Source organism: Cryobacterium flavum, from assembly GCF_900103805.1.
Classification (GTDB): Bacteria; Actinomycetota; Actinomycetes; order Actinomycetales; family Microbacteriaceae; genus Cryobacterium; species Cryobacterium flavum.
This window is the reverse complement of record NZ_FNIB01000008.1, coordinates 92,395-104,957: the sequence shown is the minus strand read 5'-3', so window position 1 is coordinate 104,957 and position 12,563 is coordinate 92,395. Positions and strand designations below refer to the sequence as shown.

Sequence of the window (12,563 nt, the reverse complement as noted above, 5' to 3'; positions counted from 1 at the left end):
CTAGCGGCCCAGCCCCTCGGCCAGCTCGTGGCTGAGCGCCGCAACGACCGCGGGCAGGCTGCCGCCGTGGGTGGCAGCCACGGCGAGCTGCCGCTGGTAGCTGCCGCCGTCGTCGATGATGCGGTGGAGGCCGAGCAGCTCCGGCAGGCAGCCGAGGCGCTCCGCGGTGGGGGAGAGCGTCTCGATGAGGCGACGCACGTCATCCGTTACCAGGCATTCGGCGCCCATTGCATCGAGGATGATCTCGGCGCCCAGCCCATAGCGGGCCGCCCGCCACTTGTTCTCACGCACGAACCACGGCTGCATGCGCGGTACGTCTTCGCCTTGGTCGAGGCGGGTGGACATCCACTCGACCAGGCACTGGATGAACGCGGCGATCGCGGCGAGTTCCACGGCGGTGGAGACTCCATCGCAGACGCGCACCTCGATCGTGCCCCAGCGCGGTGACGGGCGAATATCCCAGCGCACCTCGGTGACGTCCTCGATGATGCCGGTCACCGCCATGTCGTCGACGTAACGCTCCCAGGCGTCCCAGTCGGGCAGGTCCCACGGCAGGCCGGCGGTTGGAAGCTGCTGGAACATGAGCGAGCGATTGCTCGCGTAGCCGGTGTCGACGCCGGCCCAGAACGGGCTCGATGCGCTGAGCGCCTGCAGGTGCGGCACATAGGTGAGCAGGCCGTTCATGATCGGAATCACTTTGGCCTTGTTCTCGATGCCGACGTGCACGTGAATGCCCCAGATCATCATGTTGCGCCCCCACCACTGCGTGCGGTCGATGAGCTTGTGATAGCGAGCCTTGTCGGTGATGGTCTGGTCAAACCACTGCGCAAACGGATGCGAGCCGCTACAGATCACGTCCACCTCACGACCTTCCAGAACGCGACGTACCTCACCGAGCTGGCCGGCGACATCCGCTACCGCGTGGCCGACGGTGTCGTGCACGCCGGACACTAGCTCGACCGTGTTGAGCAGCAGCTCACCGGTGATCGTGGGGTGGACCGAACCGTCGGGACCGCGCAGGGCGTCGAGCACCTGGTCGGCGATATTTGCCAGATCGCCGGTCTCGCGGTCGACGAGGGCGACCTCCCACTCGATGCCCACGGTCGAGCGGGCGGATCGGGCGAAGTCGAGTGGCACGGGTGCTCCTTGGGTGGACCGGTGACGGCCGTTGAGGTTCGATTATCACAATGACAGCAATCTCTGACACAATGATTAGTCGCGATCCGTTGTGCCCGACCCTCTATCTCGGTGCAACGTGATCCTATAGAGCTTATGCCGAGTGTGCCCCCACGCTCACGGCCCAAGGTTCGCCAAACAACGAATTAACACTGGAGAATTGTGGCTGTCAAAATCCGTCTAAAGCGCATGGGCAAGATCCGTGCACCGTACTACCGCATTGTCGTTGCCGACGCGCGCACCAAGCGCGACGGTCGTGTCATCGAAGAAATCGGCATCTACCACCCCACGGAGGAGCCCTCTGTCATCGAGGTTAAGTCCGAGCGTGCGCAGTACTGGCTCAGCGTCGGCGCTCAGCCGACCGAGCAGGTTGCTGCACTCCTCAAGCTCACGGGCGACTGGGGCATCTTCAAGGGCGACAAGAACGCCAAGAGCACCGTCAAGGTGAAGGAACCGAAGGCTGCTTTCGTCGCTGACGAGAAGAAGAAGCCGGTTCTCAAGCCCAAGGCTGAGAAGCCGGTCGCCAAGGCCCCCGAGGTCGCTGCAGAAGCAACCGAAGAGGCGTAACTGTTGCTTGCTCCCGCGCTCGAACACCTTGTCAAGGGGATCGTTGATCACCCGGACGATGTGCACGTTGCAGAAAAGAATTCTGCAAGAGGCGAGGTGCTCGAGGTTCGTGTGAACCCCGAGGATCTCGGCCGGGTCATTGGTCGTGCGGGTCGCACCGCCAAGGCCCTGCGCACCCTCGTTGCAGCTCTGGCCGATGGTCGCCGCGTTCGCGTCGACGTCGTCGACACCGATTTCTAGTTCAGTGAACGATGCAACTGTGGACGACAGCGAGAAGGACCGCACCCAGCAGTTACGGGTGGGGCGCCTGACCAAGGCTCACGGGCTCAAGGGAGCAATCAAGCTCGAACTGTTCACGGATGACCCGGGACGACGTTTCGTCCCGGGCGCCGTGTTCACCCTGCAGGTTCCGACCGGTTCGGCCTGGCACGGCAAGACGATCGAACTCGTCGAGCTCCGCTGGTATAACCAGCACGCGGTCGGTTTTTTCAAGGATGTCGTCGATCGCAGCGCGGCGGAAACGCTCGCGAAGGCGATCCTCTGGATCGACGCGGACGTCGCCGAGCAGTCGGATGAAGAAGACGCCTGGTACGACCACCAGCTGGTCGGCCTCGCCGTCATGCGTGACGGTGTGCGCATCGGTACCATCGGTCGCCTCGAGCACATGCCCGCGCAAGACTTGTTGATCGTGAAAACGCCCACCGGCGACGTCATGATCCCGTTCGTGAAGGCCATCGTGCCGAGCGTCGACGTGAAAAACGGCGTAGTCACGATCACGCCGCCGCCCGGGCTGCTCGAAGAGTTGCCCGAGGACCCGGCTGACGCTGAGCCCACTCTCGAAACTGACTCTGACACGGATGCCGCGGCATCCGCTCTTAAGACAGACTAAGACTCAGACCGCACCCCTGCCGGACTGTACCGATGTGTTTCACACGGGAACAGCCCGGCATCTGTGCGCCGAGGGCTAGACGTTGAGGCGGTAGCCGCGCTTGACCACCGTCGCGACCAGCCCGGGAATGCCGAGCGTCTGCCGCAGCCGGCTGAGCGAGACCTCCATGGCATGGTCGTCGGAGTCGCCGGACAGGGCCAGCGTGAGGTCCTCACGGGAGACGACCGCCCCGCGTGCCCGCATGAGCGCCCGCAGAATGGCGAGGGCCGTCGGCGGCAGCTGCACACGTTCCTCGCCGACCTGCACGAGCGAACCGCGCAGCTGCACGAGCCCGTTCTGGGTCTCGACCCGCTCGATCATGTTCTGCTCGAGGTGTTCGCAGACCAGCCGAATCAGCGCGCCCATGCGAAAACGGGTCGGCTGAATGGGTGCGATCCCCGCGGCGATCAGCGGGGCACTGGTCACCGGGCCGACCGCTGCCGCGCAGACCTGAGTCTGCAGCGCCTTGAGTAGCTCGGGGTAGACCTCCATGCCTTCCGCCGCGGTGAACAGCGCGTGCACGGCCGGCGCACTCGTAAACGTGACGCAGTCCAGCTGGCGGGCACAGATTGCCTCGACCAGCTTGTACACCCGCTCGTCGGTGTCGTCGACGGCGATCCACCGGTACGGCGCGACGACGAGCACGCGCTCGTGCACCGCGCGCAGCCGGTCGAGCTGCTGTTCGTCCGTGGCTCCGTGCACCTGGATTCCGATCGTGAGCCCGGGCGGGTACTCGGCCAGAACCTTGTCAACGAGCGAGGCCGTCGTCTCCGAATCGCTCATCCCGGAGTCACCCAGCCCGGTCGCCCGAATGCCCCCACGCGCTTTCGGCCCGCGCACCAGGATGGTCGTCTCGGCCAGGGCGTCGGTCAGGTCGGAGCCGAGACCATCGGCCTCGGCCACCTCGAACCAGCGGCGCACTCCGTAACCGGTGGTCGCGAGCAGAATATCGGGCCGCGCGGCGATCATGGTGCGGGTGTCATCGAGCAGCGGGCCGTCCTGCTGCGAGTGCGCGATGCGCAGGGTCGGCGCGTGCACAACGCGCGCACCGCGCCGCTCAAAGGCGTCGATCAGGTCGCTGGAACGCCGATCGCTCGTCACTCCGATGCGAAACCCCACGAGCTGGTTCGGCTGCAGAAACGGTGCCGCGACCTCGATCGGCTCGACGGCACCCGGCAGGCGCACGTGGTGCACGTACAGATCGGGTGCGGGTACATCGTTCGTTTCCGTCATCAGTCGGTGCCCGCAAACTCGGCCGCTCGGGCCACGAGGTCCTCGGCGGCGGCGTCGCCGCTGTAGGCGAGGCGTACGACCTCGCCGACGACCAGCACGGCGGGGCTGCGCACGCTGGCGGCAGCGGCATCGGCCAGCACCGCCGACAGTGTGCTCACGGTGGTGCGCTGGGTGGCGCTGAACCCGCGTTCAATAATGGCCACGGGCATCTCGGCCGACATGCCGTGTCGGAGCAGCCCCTGACTGAGGGTCGGCAGGGTGCCGACGCCCATGAGTACCACGATGGTGCTGCCGAGCAGGGTGAGTCCTTCGAGTTCGTTGTCGGTGAGTGGTGCGTGGCCGCTGATCACGGTGAAGGCGTGGCTGATGCCGCGGTGGGTCAGCGGGATTCCGGCCGCGGCCGGCACCGCAAGCGCACTCGTGACGCCGGAGATGACGGTGACGGCGATGCCATTGCGGTGGCAGGCGAGCACTTCTTCACTCCCGCGACCGAAGACATAGGGGTCGCCGCCCTTGAGCCGCACGACGCGTTTGCCGGCGAGGGCATGCTCGACCATGAGTTCTTCGATTCCGGTCTGCGAGACCGGGTGGCTGCCGGCGCGTTTGCCGACGTCGATGAGCGTCGCCTGGGGTGCGAGGGAGGCGAGGTCGTCGCTCGGCGCGAGGCGGTCGAACAACACGACATCCGCTTGCGCGAGGGCGGTCACCGCGGCCACGGTCAGCAGTTCAGCGGCACCGGGGCCGCCACCCACCAGGGTGACGGGACCGGTGGTCACTGGGCCGGCGGCTACTGAACTGGAGCTGACTGACCCAGCCGTACGGGAACTCTGGGCTGTCATCTGCCTACTCTTTTCGAACGGGAATGCGGCTTCCACTTAGGAGAACAGTACTCGACGAGGCCCGTTCGGCCGGAGTCGCCGGCCTTATTTGGTCACGCTCCGTAACGAGCGCGATGCTCGGGTCGGGTTCGGCCGGAGCGTTCACGAAGGAACGAAACCGGCGCAGTCGTTCCGGGTCGGCGAGCGTCGCCGCCCACTCGTCTTCGTAGTTGTCGACGTGGGCGAGCATGGCCTGCTCGAGCTCCTCGGCCAGTCCAAGCGAGTCGTTGATGACGACGTCGCGCACGTGCTCGAGGCCTCCCTCGAGGTCCTCCATCCAGCGGGCGGTGCGCTGCATCCGATCGGCCGTGCGAATGTAGTACATCATGTAGCGGTCGATGTACTTGATCAGGGTTTCTTCGTCGAGGTCGGTCGCGAGCAGCTGCCCGTGCGCCGGCTGAAAACCGCCATTGCCGCCGACGTACATGTTCCAGCCGTTGTCGCTCGCGATAATGCCGACGTCCTTGGCCCGGGCTTCGGCGCACTCGCGGGCGCAGCCCGACACCCCGAACTTGAACTTGTGCGGCGCGCGCAGGCCGCGATAGCGCAATTCGAGCCGAATCGCGAGGCCGACGGCATCCTGCACGCCGAACCGGCACCAGGTGGAGCCGACGCAGGACTTCACGTTGCGCAGCGCTTTGCCGTAGGCCTGCCCCGACTCGAAGCCAGCGTCCACCAAAATGCGCCAGATGTCGGGCAGCTGTTCCAGCCGGGCGCCGAACAGGTCGATGCGCTGTCCGCCGGTGATCTTGGTATACAGGTCGAAGTCGAGCGCGACCTGGGCGATCACGGCCAGTTTGGTCGGGGTGATCTCGCCACCCGGAATGCGGGGGACCACCGAGTAGGTGCCGTCCTTCTGCATGTTGGCCATGGCGCGGTCGTTGGTGTCCTGCAGGGTGCCGCGGCCGGCATCAAGAATGTAGGAGGTGTTCTGGCTGGCCAGGATGGAGCCGACGGCTGGCTTGCAGACATCACAGCCACGACCGGTGCCGAAGCGGGAGAAGATCTCGTCGCTCGACGTGAGCCCCAGCACCCGCACCGATTCGAACAGCTCTTGGCGGCTCAGCTCGAAGTGCTCGCACAGGGCGTGCGAGACCGTTTGACCGGATGCCGTCAGCTCGGCCTCAAGGATCTTCTTGACCAGCGGCACGCACGAACCGCACTGGGTGCCGGCCCGGGTGCAGACTTTGAGCGCGCCGAGCTCGGTACAGGCATCGGTGTGGTCGTCGCCGCGAACGGCATTTCGCACCGCGCCGGCCGAGACCATGTTGCAGGAGCAGACCAGGGCGTCGTCGGGCAGTTCGTCGCCAGCCGGGGCCTCGGCGCCCGCGGCTGAGAGGTAGGCGGCGGGCTCGCTGCTGAGCTGTCGGCCCACCATCGGGCGGAGTGCCGAGTAGGGCGTGGCGTCACCGACGAAGATGCCGCCGAGCAGGGTTTTGGCGTCGTCGGTCATGACAAGCTTTTGGTACAGCCCACGGGCCGGGTCGGCGTAGACGATTTCCAGCGAGCCGGGCGTCGTCGCGAGGGCGTCGCCGAAGCTCGCGACGTCGACGCCGGACAGCTTGAGCTTGGTGGCATCGTCGACGGTCGTGAACTCGGCGATGCCGCCGAGCAGACGGTCGGCGACGACCTCGGCCATGGCGTTGGCCGGGGCGACGAGGCCCACGCAGCGATCGTTCCAGCTGGCGACCTCGCCGATCGCCCAGATGCTCGGGTCGCTGGTGCGGCAGTCGTTGCCGATCGTGACGCCGCCGCGGGTGCCCACGGTGAGCCCGGCATCGCGGGCCAGTTCGTCGCGAGGCGAGATGCCGATCGCGTAGACGACCATGTCGGCGGCGATGTCGCGGCCGTTGCCGAGCTGCAGGCCGGTCACGGCGGTGTTGTCGTCGTTGGTGAGGATGGTGCGGGCGCGGGTGCCGAGGTGCAGTTCGATGCCCTGGGCAACGATGAGCCGGCCGAGCGACTGTCCGCCGCCCTCGTCGAGCTGGGCGGACATGAGCCAGCCGCCGGAGTGCACGATGGCCGATTCGGCGCCGAGCTTGTGCAGTCCGCCGGCCGCTTCGAGGCCGAGCAGACCGCCGCCGGCCACGACGACCTTGGGGGTGCGGCCGAGTGAGGCGGTTAGAGCGGCGAGTTCGTCGACGAGGGCGTCGACGTCGTCGAGGGTGCGGTACACCCGAATATGTTCGCGGCCGGGCAGCTCCGGTACGGGGGCACTGGAACCGGTGGCGAGCACGAGGTCGTCGTACTGCAGCACCGCGCCGGTCGACGTCGTGACCGTGCGGGCGAGCCGGTCGATGCTTGTGGCCCGTTCGTTGATGCGCAGCGCGATGCGTTCGCTGTTCCACGGGGCCGTGGGCTCGAGGGTGAGGTCGATCAGGCCGGCCAGGCGCTGGCTCAGCGCGACCCGGTCGTAGGGTCGGTGGTTTTCTTCGGCCAGCACGGTGATCGAGAGGGCGTGCTCGGTGTCGCGGGAGTGCAGCGCGTCGGTGAGGCGGTGCGCGGCCGGGCCGCCGCCGATAACGATGACGCGGCGCGGGGCGTCTGGATCGGCGCTGGCGGCATCCGCTGGGGTCGTCGATGTGACGGCGTGCGTCAAATCCATAGCGGGAACCGCAGGGTCTGGGGCAGAATACGCGGAGGCGGTTTCACGAGAAGCTGGCATCAGCATCCTTTCAAAGCGGGGCGATCATGAGCGTAGTTCGGGGCAGTTTCACCCTCGTGTCGCACGTGTGTCCCGTACTGGTCGAAAGCCCCACAGTGCGGCGTTCCCGCTGTGAGGCGGGTTTCACTCGGGGGAAACATAGGGGGCGACTGGCCGAAATATGGCTCGCCTACCGTGGTACCAACGCACAAACGCGACAACCCCCGATAGAAACCCCCTGGGAGCGCACCATGACGATGACCGACATGACAACGACCATGACCCGCCCCACAGTGGTCTGGGAGCGCGCCTGCGCCGTGACCGATCTGGAACCCAGCTGGGGCGAAGCCGCACTGATCCGCATGAAGCAGATCGCCTTATTTCTGCTCTCGCCCACCGAGATCTACGCCGTCGACCACCGCGACCCGCACACCGAGGCCAACGTCATGGCCCGCGGCATCGTCGGGTCCAAGGGAGACCGCCCCACCATCGCTTCACCGCTGCACAAAGAGGTCTACGACCTCGGTACCGGCGAATGCTTCACCAACCCGACCCTCGTGCTGAACACCTACGAGACCCGCATTGTCGGCGGCTATATCGAGGTCGCGGTCGAGACTGAACTACTCGCTGCGGCATGACCCTGCTTGGGGAACGGCGCGACACTGAACGGCGCAGCACCTTCGGGCGCCGCGCTGCGATCAGCCCGCCGCTGCCCGCCGCGCTCGTCGCCATCTCGCACGGCACCAACTCGCCTGACGGCCAGGCGGCCATCGCCGCTCTCGTCTTAGCCGTCTCCCTCGCCCGCCCCGGTCTGGCTGTGACCGGGGGTTTCGTTGATGTGCAGCAACCGGATGTCGCGGCGAGCCTTGGCGCGGTACGCCCGGACTGCGCCGCTGTCGTGGTGCCCCTGCTGCTCTCGGCCGGGTACCACGTCCACGTCGACCTCCAGCGTGAGACCCGCGAGCACGACCGCGTGACGACGGTATCGCGCGCGCTCGGCCCGGACGACCGACTCATCGACGTGCTGGTGCAGCGCCTTCTGGCCGACGGGTTCGACAGGCGGGTACGCGGCCAGGAGATCGTGCTCGCCGCCGCCGGCTCGAGCGATGCACGCGCAGTGCACGACTGCCGCACGGTCGGCGCCCTGCTGGAACAGCGCCTCGGCGTGCGCGTCACCGTAGGCTTTCTCTCGGCCGCAACGCCGCGACTGGCCTGCGCCGTCACCGGGGCCCGGCTCCGGAGCGCCAACGTCACCGTCAGCACCTATCTCGTGGCTCCCGGATTCTTCTTCGACCTGACCCGCGCCCAGAGCGTCGGCGCCGACCTGGTCACCGCTCCGCTGCTCCTGCCGGGGGAATCCGCCCCCGCTCCGTTGGTTGATCTGGTCCTCGACCGGTACCTCGAGGCGAAAGAGAGCGCCGGACTCTTCTAGAATTTGACCATGCGCATCGATATTGTCACCATTTTTCCCGAATTCTTCGATGTGCTCGATCTGTCTCTGCTCGGCAAGGCCCGGCAGAGCGGACTGATTGATCTGGGCGTGCACAATCTGCGCGACTCCACCATTGACCGGCACCACTCGGTCGATGACACCCCCTACGGCGGCGGTGCCGGAATGGTCATGAAGGCGGAGCCGTGGGGCGCGGCCCTGGACGCCATTCTCGGTTCCGATGCGCCCGCTGCTGCGCCCGCTGCACAGGCCGAGGGCGGCCCCATCCTCATCTTTCCCTCACCGGCGGGCGACCAGTTCACCCAGGCGATGGCCCGCGAGCTGTCCCTCGAGCAGCACCTCGTCTTCGGCTGCGGCCGCTACGAGGGCATCGACCAGCGTGTGGTCGACCACTACTCACAGCGCGGCCGGGTGCGCCTGGTCAGCCTCGGCGACTACGTGCTCAACGGGGGAGAGGTCGCCGTCATGGCCATGATCGAAGCGATCGGCAGGCTCATTCCCGGTGTCGTCGGCAATCCCGCGAGCCTCGTCGAGGAATCCCACGAAGACGGCCTGCTCGAATACCCGAGTTACACCAAACCGGCCAGCTGGCGCGGCCTCGAAGTGCCGCCGGTGTTGCTCAGCGGCAACCACGGCGCCATCAGCACCTGGCGGCGCCAGCAGCAGATCGAACGCACCGAACGGGTGCGCCCCGATCTATTGCCGCGCACAATCTAGAGCACAACCTTCTGCCTCCAGCGAACGCCAAGGTTAGTGTCAGTCCCCGTCGATAAACTTGGGGTCGTGATCATCCGCCGTGCCTTCTACCACTGGCAATTTATTGCCGCCGGAGCCCTGCCGCTCTGGCTTCTCGTCGGTTCCGCCATATTTGGCTCCGGTGCCTGGGCGGTCCTGGGCATCTTCTTCGGAGCCGTTCTGATCGGCCTCGGGCTACTGCTGGTGGCACTCGTCATCTACGCGCGCAAAGAGGTCCGCGAAACCCGGGCGGTCTCCGACGCCGATGTCGGCGTGCTTGCACTCTGGCACCTGCTCATCATCGCAATTCCCTTTTCAACGGATGCCGCCGGCTGGCTCAGTGTGCTCGTCATCATCGGCGGGCTGGCCGTGTTCTGGTTCGCCGTCTGGGAGCTGTTCGCCGCTGCCCGGCGTCGCATGCGCGCCATGGTCGACCTGGTGGAACAGCAGGCGCGCGGGCAGTCTGCGCCGGGCCGGCCTTCACCGGCCGGGCCGCAGCATCCACTGCCCGGCCGCGGCGCACCCTTCGGACGACCCGGCACCCCCGAGACCATCATTATCGAAGAAAAGCGCGACCGGCCCTAACCTGCCCGCCCCGCTTTGCAGTGCGCGCCAGTTCATGGCAGAATAGGCGATTGTGCCGCTGCAGGACTCTGCCACAGGGGAGCCTGCTTTGTGCGGCGCACATCCTCATACTGATTGCTTCGAATGAAGCACCTAGCGTAGTCGACCTGTGGCGGGTACAGAGAGCGAAACAACATGCATATTCTCGACGCGGTAGACGCCCCATCGCTGAAGACAGATCTTCCTGACTTCCGTGCTGGCGACACCGTCAAGGTTCACGTCAACATCATTGAGGGAACCCGCTCTCGTATCCAGGTCTTCCAGGGAGTCGTCATCGGCCGCTCCGGCGAAGGCGTGCGCGAAACGTTCTGCGTTCGCAAGGTCAGCTTTCAGATCGGCGTCGAGCGTACCTTCCCGGTGCACTCCCCGGTCATCGACCACATCGAGATCGTGACCCGCGGCGATGTTCGTCGCGCGAAGCTGTACTACCTGCGCGACCTGCGTGGCAAGAAGGCCAAGATCAAGGAAAAGCGCTAACTCTCGCGCCTACTGAGATCCAACCGGATTCTTCACTGAGCTCCCCATCACCTAAACTGATGGGGAGCTCAGGCGGTTAAATGACAGATGAAGTGCTCGCCTCCAGGTCCGATCATCGGGTGACAGGGTCGAAGAAGTCTCGCAGTAAGAAGGCGTCCAGCAAGAATCGCAGCGTCTTACTGTTCATCCGCGACCTCCTGATCATTTTCGTGGTCGCACTGCTCATCTCCTTCCTGATCAAGACCTTCCTGATCCGGTCGTTCTATATCCCCTCCGGGTCGATGGAGAACACCTTGCAGATCAACGACCGCATCATCGTGAACCAGCTCGAACCGGAGCTGATTCCGATCACTCGCGGCGACGTCATCGTGTTCAAGGATCCGGGCGGATGGTTGCTGCCCCAGGCGGACGTGGTGCAAAACCCGATCGTGGCCGGCGCCGACTGGCTGCTCTCGGTCGTTGGACTCTCAGCTCCCGACAGCAATGATCACCTCATCAAACGCGTCATCGGGCTGCCCGGCGACCACGTCGTGTGCTGTAACGCCCTCGGCCAGATGAGCGTCAACGATGTTCCCCTCGACGAGTCGGCCTACGTGCTGCTGCCGGCCGGCGAGACCACGGTGTCCAAGGACGACTTCGACGTCACCATCCCGGCGGACTCGCTCTGGATGATGGGTGACAACCGCTACAACTCCAAGGACTCCCGCTACAACGGTGACACCGCCGGCAAGGGCTACGTCCCCATCGAAAACGTGGTCGGTCGTGCCCTCGTCGTGAGCTGGCCGCTGGCCCGCTGGGCCTGGCTGGATGACTACCCCGATGTGTTCCGCGAGGTGGAACAAGCCGGCAAAGGCTCCGAGTAGTGGCCGTGTCCGACCCCACCCTCGAGGTGGAGTTCGACCTGCTGCGCACCGGCGCCAGCTTCGTGATCGGCTGTGACGAGGTGGGCCGCGGCGCTCTCGCCGGGCCAGTGGCCGTAGGATTTGCCGCGGTGAACGCATCCGTTCTGGCCATGCCGGTGGGACTACGCGATTCCAAGATGCTCAGCGAACCGCGCCGGGAACTTCTCGCCCCCCTCGCCTCGCAGTGGGCGACGCACTCGGCCGTCGGGCTCGCCTCGGCCGCCGAGATCGATGAACTCGGCATCATCGCCTGCCTCGGGCTGGCCGGTAAGCGTGCCCTGTCCGATCTATACCTGCAGGGTGTCGATGTGGCCGGCAGCATCGTGCTGCTCGATGGCAGCGACGACTGGCTGAACAAGGCCCTGGCCACCCCGTTGAGCGTCGTGACCCGCATCAAAGCCGACCGGGATTGCGGGTCGGTGGCGGCGGCATCCGTTATTGCGAAGGTGCACCGCGACCGCCTGATGATCGCCGCACACGATGGCGCTCCCGGCTACGGCTGGGCGTCGAACAAGGGCTACGGCAGCTCAGCGCACATGAGCGCGATCGACCTGCTCGGGCCGAGCCCTCTACACCGAAAATCGTGGCTCAAAATCTCAGCGTAAGATGAGATCACCATGGAAGAAGACGAATTCGAGGACTACGACCGCGAGGTCGAGTTGGCCCTGTACCGGGAATATCGAGACGTCGTTGGTCAGTTCCAGTACGTCGTCGAAACCGAACGACGCTTCTACCTCGCGAACGAGGTCGAACTGGTGCGCCGTGACACGGAACACGATTTCTACTTCGAACTGACCATGAAGGACGTCTGGGTCTGGGACGTCTACCGCTCCGATCGATTCGTGAAATCGGTGCGCGTGCTGACCTTCAAGGACGTCAACGTGGAAGAGCTCGCGTCGAAAGACTTCGAACTTCCCAAGGAACTTGCGCTCGACGAGTGAGGAATGAC

At 65.7% G+C, this 12,563-nt stretch carries 15 protein-coding genes; 11 read left to right on the top strand and 4 right to left on the bottom strand.

Annotated features, from left to right (window positions below):
* Window positions 1–1,137, bottom strand: coding sequence for a glutamate--cysteine ligase (locus BLS91_RS13065; RefSeq protein ID WP_092341200.1), 1,137 nt, complete (start codon window positions 1,135–1,137; stop codon window positions 1–3).
* A 201-nt stretch (window positions 1,138–1,338) separates the two neighbouring features.
* Here BLS91_RS13065 and rpsP point away from each other — a divergent pair, with 201 nt between their 5' ends.
* The 3 genes from rpsP to rimM are packed head-to-tail and all read left to right on the top strand — an operon-like array spanning window position 1,339 to window position 2,632.
* Window positions 1,339–1,743, top strand: a complete 405-nt coding sequence (gene rpsP, locus BLS91_RS13060) for a 30S ribosomal protein S16 (protein WP_092341199.1) — start codon at window positions 1,339–1,341, stop codon at window positions 1,741–1,743.
* A 3-nt stretch (window positions 1,744–1,746) separates the two neighbouring features.
* Window positions 1,747–1,983 (top strand): RNA-binding protein, encoded by a 237-nt coding sequence (locus BLS91_RS13055; protein WP_092108900.1) that lies wholly within the window; start codon window positions 1,747–1,749, stop codon window positions 1,981–1,983.
* A 19-nt stretch (window positions 1,984–2,002) separates the two neighbouring features.
* Window positions 2,003–2,632 carry a ribosome maturation factor RimM gene (gene rimM / locus BLS91_RS13050; RefSeq protein ID WP_233197231.1) on the top strand — a complete coding sequence of 210 codons (630 nt, stop codon included), beginning with the start codon at window positions 2,003–2,005 and terminating at the stop codon, window positions 2,630–2,632.
* A 75-nt stretch (window positions 2,633–2,707) separates the two neighbouring features.
* On the opposite strand, the gene BLS91_RS13045 is transcribed toward rimM, so the two are convergent.
* From BLS91_RS13045 to nirB, 3 genes are read right to left on the bottom strand one after another with little or no spacing between them, the layout of a single operon-like run.
* Entirely contained in the window at window positions 2,708–3,904 is a 1,197-nt protein-coding gene (locus BLS91_RS13045; protein WP_092341197.1) for a uroporphyrinogen-III synthase, read from the bottom strand.
* Window positions 3,904–4,743: a uroporphyrinogen-III C-methyltransferase gene (gene cobA, locus BLS91_RS13040; protein ID WP_092341196.1), complete on the bottom strand. Its 840-nt coding sequence runs from the start codon at window positions 4,741–4,743 to the stop codon at window positions 3,904–3,906. The genes BLS91_RS13045 and cobA overlap by 1 nt, the downstream gene beginning before the upstream one ends.
* A gap of 4 nt (window positions 4,744–4,747) precedes the next feature.
* Window positions 4,748–7,387 carry a nitrite reductase large subunit NirB gene (nirB, locus tag BLS91_RS13035; protein WP_092341195.1) on the bottom strand — a complete coding sequence of 880 codons (2,640 nt, stop codon included), beginning with the start codon at window positions 7,385–7,387 and terminating at the stop codon, window positions 4,748–4,750.
* Window positions 7,388–7,677: 290 nt separating this feature from the next.
* Between nirB and nirD the strand changes: the two genes are divergently transcribed.
* From nirD to BLS91_RS12995, 8 genes are all read left to right on the top strand, one after another.
* Window positions 7,678–8,064, top strand: a complete 387-nt coding sequence (gene nirD / locus BLS91_RS13030; protein ID WP_092341194.1) for a nitrite reductase small subunit NirD — start codon at window positions 7,678–7,680, stop codon at window positions 8,062–8,064.
* A complete protein-coding gene (locus tag BLS91_RS13025; RefSeq protein ID WP_092341193.1) occupies window positions 8,061–8,858 on the top strand; it encodes a sirohydrochlorin chelatase in 798 nt (265 codons plus the stop codon). The genes nirD and BLS91_RS13025 overlap by 4 nt, the downstream gene beginning before the upstream one ends.
* 9 nt (window positions 8,859–8,867) lie before the next feature.
* Entirely contained in the window at window positions 8,868–9,593 is a 726-nt protein-coding gene (gene trmD / locus BLS91_RS13020) for a tRNA (guanosine(37)-N1)-methyltransferase TrmD (protein ID WP_092341192.1), read from the top strand.
* Window positions 9,594–9,659: 66 nt separating this feature from the next.
* Entirely contained in the window at window positions 9,660–10,196 is a 537-nt protein-coding gene (locus BLS91_RS13015) for a hypothetical protein (protein ID WP_092341191.1), read from the top strand.
* Window positions 10,197–10,370: 174 nt separating this feature from the next.
* Window positions 10,371–10,712, top strand: a complete 342-nt coding sequence (gene rplS, locus BLS91_RS13010) for a 50S ribosomal protein L19 (protein ID WP_092341190.1) — start codon at window positions 10,371–10,373, stop codon at window positions 10,710–10,712.
* A gap of 80 nt (window positions 10,713–10,792) precedes the next feature.
* A complete protein-coding gene (gene lepB, locus BLS91_RS13005) occupies window positions 10,793–11,575 on the top strand; it encodes a signal peptidase I (RefSeq protein ID WP_092341189.1) in 783 nt (260 codons plus the stop codon).
* Window positions 11,575–12,219 (top strand): ribonuclease HII, encoded by a 645-nt coding sequence (locus BLS91_RS13000; protein WP_092341188.1) that lies wholly within the window; start codon window positions 11,575–11,577, stop codon window positions 12,217–12,219. Before lepB ends, BLS91_RS13000 begins: the two co-directional genes overlap by 1 nt.
* A gap of 12 nt (window positions 12,220–12,231) precedes the next feature.
* Window positions 12,232–12,555: a DUF2469 family protein gene (locus tag BLS91_RS12995; RefSeq protein ID WP_022886464.1), complete on the top strand. Its 324-nt coding sequence runs from the start codon at window positions 12,232–12,234 to the stop codon at window positions 12,553–12,555.
* Window positions 12,556–12,563: the final 8 nt, after the last annotated feature.

Coding starts and splice junctions, on each gene's coding strand:
- BLS91_RS13045 (WP_092341197.1), bottom strand. CDS start 3,904: ATGACGGAAACGAACGATGTACCCGCACCCGATCTGTACGTGCACCAC.
- cobA (WP_092341196.1), bottom strand. CDS start 4,743: ATGACAGCCCAGAGTTCCCGTACGGCTGGGTCAGTCAGCTCCAGTTCA.
- nirB (WP_092341195.1), bottom strand. CDS start 7,387: ATGGATTTGACGCACGCCGTCACATCGACGACCCCAGCGGATGCCGCC.
- nirD (WP_092341194.1), top strand. CDS start 7,678: ATGACGATGACCGACATGACAACGACCATGACCCGCCCCACAGTGGTC.
- BLS91_RS13025 (WP_092341193.1), top strand. CDS start 8,061: ATGACCCTGCTTGGGGAACGGCGCGACACTGAACGGCGCAGCACCTTC.
- trmD (WP_092341192.1), top strand. CDS start 8,868: ATGCGCATCGATATTGTCACCATTTTTCCCGAATTCTTCGATGTGCTC.
- rplS (WP_092341190.1), top strand. CDS start 10,371: ATGCATATTCTCGACGCGGTAGACGCCCCATCGCTGAAGACAGATCTT.
- lepB (WP_092341189.1), top strand. CDS start 10,793: ATGACAGATGAAGTGCTCGCCTCCAGGTCCGATCATCGGGTGACAGGG.
- BLS91_RS12995 (WP_022886464.1), top strand. CDS start 12,232: ATGGAAGAAGACGAATTCGAGGACTACGACCGCGAGGTCGAGTTGGCC.